At 41.9% G+C, this 5,205-nt stretch carries 6 protein-coding genes and 1 pseudogene; 3 read left to right on the top strand and 4 right to left on the bottom strand.

Annotated elements, in window-relative coordinates:
* Window positions 1–1,059 precede the first annotated feature (1,059 nt).
* From TOL9009_RS0120910 to TOL9009_RS0120900, 3 genes are read left to right on the top strand one after another with little or no spacing between them, the layout of a single operon-like run.
* Entirely contained in the window at window positions 1,060–1,269 is a 210-nt protein-coding gene (locus TOL9009_RS0120910) for a DUF2997 domain-containing protein (protein WP_029634497.1), read from the top strand.
* 36 nt (window positions 1,270–1,305) lie between these two features.
* Complete coding sequence (locus TOL9009_RS0120905) at window positions 1,306–1,692, top strand: DUF1257 domain-containing protein (RefSeq protein ID WP_029634496.1); 387 nt, start codon at window positions 1,306–1,308, stop codon at window positions 1,690–1,692.
* Entirely contained in the window at window positions 1,692–2,150 is a 459-nt protein-coding gene (locus TOL9009_RS0120900) for a ferredoxin (protein WP_029634495.1), read from the top strand. The genes TOL9009_RS0120905 and TOL9009_RS0120900 overlap by 1 nt, the downstream gene beginning before the upstream one ends.
* 125 nt (window positions 2,151–2,275) lie before the next feature.
* Here the strand turns inward: TOL9009_RS0120900 and TOL9009_RS50905 are convergent.
* The 4 genes and pseudogenes from TOL9009_RS50905 to TOL9009_RS49525 all read right to left on the bottom strand — a co-directional run.
* Window positions 2,276–2,365 (bottom strand): annotated as a pseudogene (locus TOL9009_RS50905) (YiaA/YiaB family inner membrane protein); the annotation flags it as partial.
* Between the two features lie 78 nt (window positions 2,366–2,443).
* Complete coding sequence (locus tag TOL9009_RS0120895) at window positions 2,444–4,120, bottom strand: DUF4335 domain-containing protein (protein ID WP_029634494.1); 1,677 nt, start codon at window positions 4,118–4,120, stop codon at window positions 2,444–2,446.
* A 95-nt stretch (window positions 4,121–4,215) separates the two neighbouring features.
* Window positions 4,216–4,827, bottom strand: coding sequence for a DUF3038 domain-containing protein (locus TOL9009_RS0120890; RefSeq protein WP_029634493.1), 612 nt, complete (start codon window positions 4,825–4,827; stop codon window positions 4,216–4,218).
* Between the two features lie 133 nt (window positions 4,828–4,960).
* Window positions 4,961–5,092, bottom strand: coding sequence for a hypothetical protein (locus tag TOL9009_RS49525; protein WP_260675922.1), 132 nt, complete (start codon window positions 5,090–5,092; stop codon window positions 4,961–4,963).
* Window positions 5,093–5,205 lie beyond the last annotated feature (113 nt).

The following is a 5,205-nucleotide window of genomic DNA, read 5'->3' as shown; positions in this document are numbered from 1 at the left end:
GGCTTATTACTTCGTTTACATAAGAGCTGCTTTAGAAGAGGAATTCTTGAAAGCACTAGAATCAAATGAAAGTATCGATTTCGAGGATTATGGAAAGGTTATTGGTTCTTGCTATGGAGAAGAACCTAATGATGAGCTAAAAGCTTTATTAAAAGAAAAATATGGGTTTGATGTTTAGAATTTGAGATAAATAAAACATCACTTATATTCCAATTGTATTGAAAATTCAGGGTCTATCTGCCAAGTAATTGCATAAAAGAATTACGAAATGGAGATGGCAACAGATGGATTGATGTACAAAACTTGGGAGAAAATTAAGAGGATGTTTGAAAAGTCTTCTTGTTGGTAGCAAAACGTTTTAGATCCCCCTAAATCCCCCTTAAAAAGGGGGACTTTAATTCCGGTTCCCCCCTTTTTAAGGGGGGTTAGGGGGGATCAACAAGTGCCTAAAATCACAGTTAACTACTTTTCAAACAACCTCTAAGGTTGCTTGCATCTGCTGATTTGTCTCTTGAGGTAATAGTATATTTTAAACCCTTTGTTATGCCAAAGCAGTATTTACACATAGGTTTAAATTCAGCTTACAGGCGATCGCTCTCCAAAAATATAATATATACCTTTGGTTATACAACCAAAGATAGAAGTTAAAGCTATAGTATTTTCACTCATAACCCAACTTTTACAGCGATCGCTGAGAATTGCGCTCTCATGACTGGTAATGATAACTTATGTCAACACTTTTAGTCATTTCCTAACATTGACTGGTGCTTATATGCTCTAGAATGCTGGTTTTTACAGCTTTTGAGGATACATAACCGATTTAATTTCCACCTTGACTAATTTAGAAGGTTAAGGGAAACTTACATATGACAGATGTGTAGACTGATAAAATCAATAATTTTTGTAAAGATTCTGAGATATATATTTTGAGAGATGGAACATTAGTTAACAAAGTGGCAAGTTTGTATCTAAGTAACAAAGTTCCAATGGCTATATTTTTTTAGCCATCACAAGAGAACAGTACCGTCCCTTCCGTAAAGAGCGTGGTTTGCCAAAAGCATGGAAACACTAGAATTCATCATTTTTCCAGATGGTCGGGTACAAGAAAAAGTCACTGGTATTGTGGGTGCTTCTTGTGCTGAAGTTACCGCAGCAATAGAGGCACAGCTAGGGCTAGTACTTAGTCATGAACCAACCTCAGAATTCTTCACCGCTCAGGTGTTGCAATCTGCTGTGGTAAATACGCAAACCACTTTCAGCGATTGGTAATTCAAACAAATTTAGTTTACTCAAATCACAACCACCATGTCACACTTTAGCCAAATTAAGACGCAAATTCGTAATCTTGATTCATTGAAAGAAGCTCTGACTGACTTGGGTATAAATTGGAAACCCGGTACACGGGAAGTGCGCGGTTATCAAGGTCAAACTCATGCTGCCGAAGTTACCATTGAACAAGATAATGGTTATGATATAGGCTTTAAATGGAATGGCTTTGAATACGAATTAGTTTCTGACTTGCAATATTGGCAGCAAAACTTGTCTGTTGATGGCTTTTTGCGGCAAGTAACCCAGCGTTATGCATATCACACGGTTGTGAAAGAAACTACTCGTGCTGGCTTTGAAGTCGCTGAACAACAAAAAAATAAAGATGGTTCTATTCGTTTAGTAGTACAGCGCTGGAGTGCGTAATGTCTGATTTTCTACCGCAGGAAGAACAAGAAGGCGATCGCTCAGGTTTAGAACCAGAATTAGGCGGTTTATTGCGGGATGAACCGGAACGCTCTGGTTTAGAGCCGGAATTGGGGGGAATGCTGCGTCAAAAGGGTGTTTATGTAGATGAAATCACCTGTATTGGCTGCTTGCACTGTGCCCATGTTGCTCGTAACACTTTTTATATTGAACCAGATTACGGGCGATCGCGTGTAATTCGACAAGAAGGGGACACAGAAGAAATAATTCAAGAAGCAATTGACACTTGTCCGGTTGATTGCATCCAATGGGTAGATTACACTGAATTGAAAAAGCTAGAAGAAGAGCGCAAATATCAGGTAATTCCTGTGGTAGGTTATCCGGTAGAACAAGCGGTTGCCACTGCTGCACGGCGTCGTCAAAAGCGAAAGTTAAACCATAAAAAATCCCGTTATTGAAATATAAAATTTCAATTTCAAATATAAAGGGCTGTTTAGACAGCCTTTTTGTTTTTTATACTATTTCTTCCTTAGGAAAACACGGAGATTATAATTATTTTAAATATATAAAGCGAGCGATCGCCTTATTTTAAAGGTTCATGCTGAGAAAGCAACTTTTCTACTTTCGCCTCATCAATCCTAGCGGTTAATCTTTTGGCTTCATGCATATCTCTATAACAGGGGAAAAGGTGAAGAAATAAAGAGTTACTACAAGTTCCTCATGATATTTTCTTTCCCTTTCCCCCTCTTTTTCATTGTGACTCCGGAAATGTCTGCACTTTGCCATCAGGACTGAGAACGGCTCGAATTCTCACATTTTGTCCATTTCTATTCGGCGAGACAAAAGGTTGACCAATTCCTGGCATTCCGGTGCTGTCAATGTAATCTCTGGCGGCTTTTCCTAAAGGCAAAATTCTTTCAACTTTGCCGTCAACACCGATTAATAAACTGTACTCTAGCGTTTGCTTTAACTCTGTGGGTGGCTGCCAGCGCTTTTTAAAAAAGTCTCTCGCTTCTGCCACCTGAGGTGTATCAAACAATGTGCCTGTTGCTACCTCTGAAGGAGCGTTGCGCCCTTGCCTCAATTTCTCGGCTAAGGAATTATCATTAGTTGCGAGGGAAGGCACTCTGGTGGGTGAAGAAGCTGAGATATCGGTGTTACTACGCCTAGCATTAGGGCTAGTGGCAAGAGGAGGGTTAGCAGGGGAGATACCGGAGGATATATCGCCGGTAGCGGGAGGTAAATTTGATGGTAAATTTGCTGTATTTGGCAGAACAATTCCATTCTTAGGAATTGAACTTGTACGGCTAGTTTGTTGAGAATTTGGGGGAATCGCAAAGGGATCTGATACTTTGGTGGTTGCTGTTTTCCCTGATGACCGAGAAAGAGTTGGTGCAGTTGTCCCAGGTATAGTTAAAGCACTGCCACTTGATGGTAATGGCGCTGTTGAAAAAGTCGATCCCGGCGCAGTTTGGGGTATGGGGGGGAAAGAACCGGGCGCAGTTTTGGCAGAACTGGGTATTGGCGTTGTGGGAAGTATCGAACCGGGTATTGGCGTTGTCGGAAGTATTGAACCGGGGGAAGGGGGTGTAGGAAGCGTAGAACCTGGTACTGCTGGGGTAGTTCCTAGTGGTGGCACTAACTTATCTGGGGGGGTGAGTCCAGGTTGGGGCGTTGGGAAAAGGGCTGAGGGTGATGGTTGTAGGGCTATTTCTTGTGTAGAAGCTGTTTTTTTAGCTGTTAGCTGCTTTTGCCTGATATTATTAGCATATTGCCAAGTAAATGGCGTTAAACCCAAAGCGACCAATACCACTGCGGCAGCAGGTGTCCAACTAGGCAAGCTAAAAGTTGAACTCCTTCTGTTAAGAGATGGTAATGCCATCACCTCGGCTGAGTATTCATCTAACGCGGTTGCTAAATCGAAGAGTTGCAGCAGACTTAGTTGAATTACATCTCCAGATATCTGGTTAGCGAGGGAACCGAGAAACAAGTTGTGAGCTAAATAACTGCTTGGTTCTAAGTGTATCCCTGCCCCTGGCATCTGGAAATTATTAAAAGATTTTGAAGATTTTAAAGTTTCTTGTGGCAGTAAGGTTTGATTAAAGCCTTTTAATTCTGGATGTTCTGATATTTTGGTTGAGTCTTTTGGTTCGGAGAAATTTGCCCAAAAGTTTTCTGGAGACTTTTGAAGAAATTCCTGCACGTAGTTTGTCACTGCATTATACAAGGCTTCAAGTTGATCGCGATCGCCTTTAATTGATATTCTCCGTTCTTCTGGCAGTCGCGGATCGTCAAAGCGAAGCTCAAAGTTTAACTGCTTTAGCACAGATTTCCCCGTCCAACCGGACAAAGATGAGCTTTGTGCCATAACTTCTAGCGTACAGGTTGGGGGTGTGTATCGGCGGATTACAGGGTTTGATACAGGCATGACAGAAAGTGCGAGGGGGACAACTTGAGATTTTGGATTTTGGATTTTGGATTTTGGATTTGAGATTTTGGATTTTGGATTAGTAACCTAAAATCTCAAATCTCAAATTGTGTGGAACGATCTATAAGTGCTAACCAGAGACGGCGGTGTCCACCATGACTACTGTAAAATAGTAAATCTACCAGTAGTTTCAATGCTAGGTGCGTAAGTGCATCTGTAGAAATTTCCTCATCTGACTCCATCCGCTCTTGATAGGTATTGCAGAAAGCATCAATATAATCTCCTAATAAAGCAGCTTGATGGGGTTCGCGGTTAGTTTCCGCCATTTGTTCTAATAACCCTACAGCACGGCGAATCAATTCTTGATCCTCTTTTGCAAGGTAACAAATGATGAGAACTAGCGATCGCGCTTCTTCTACATCTAGTTTTTTTCGCCCTCCAGTACCTTTCCGTAGAGGATTCGACTGCCGCAGTCGCCACAACGCCACACGATCTGGCACTTTTGATTCTAAATTTAGAAGAATTGCCGCCGATAGCATTGCTTCAGAACCAATACCAGTTAAAGTTTCTAGCGCCAAAAGTGCTAAGTCTAATTGGGTTTTGATATTATCCCACTGAACTGTGTTTGGAGCCGAAAGCTGGCTTAAGTCCTCCCACTGGGAATTTAGATTGGCTGAGTTGGCTGCCGAGTGCATAACTTTTAGCATAGGTGATCGGGCGGGTTTGGGCTGTTGCTGTTACCCATTTTGAAACCAGACTTGGAATAATTAAGGTTGGTTTCCCATAGCTACAAGCCGGAAGCTAGCTGAAAAACATCGCTAAACTTGCCTAAAGCAGCTTTTAGTAAGTTACATCAACAGCGGGTGTCTTTGTCTTACTTCTTACTTTATGACGAAAGTCTCTCTTGAATAAAGTATAAATATTAGGCAATGGGCAATGGGCATTGGGCAATGGGCATTGGGCAATGGGCATTGGGCAATGGGCATTGGGCAATGGGCAATGGGCAATGGGCAACGGGCAATGGGCAATGGGCAATGGGCAATGGGCAATGGGCAATGGGCAATGGGCAATGGGCAATGGGCAAT

Origin of the sequence: [Scytonema hofmanni] UTEX 2349 (assembly GCF_000582685.1) — a bacterium.
GTDB classification, from domain to species: Bacteria; Cyanobacteriota; Cyanobacteriia; order Cyanobacteriales; family Nostocaceae; genus Hassallia; species Hassallia hofmanni.
The sequence above is the reverse complement of the archived record's forward strand: the minus strand, read 5'-3'. Positions and strand labels throughout refer to the sequence as shown.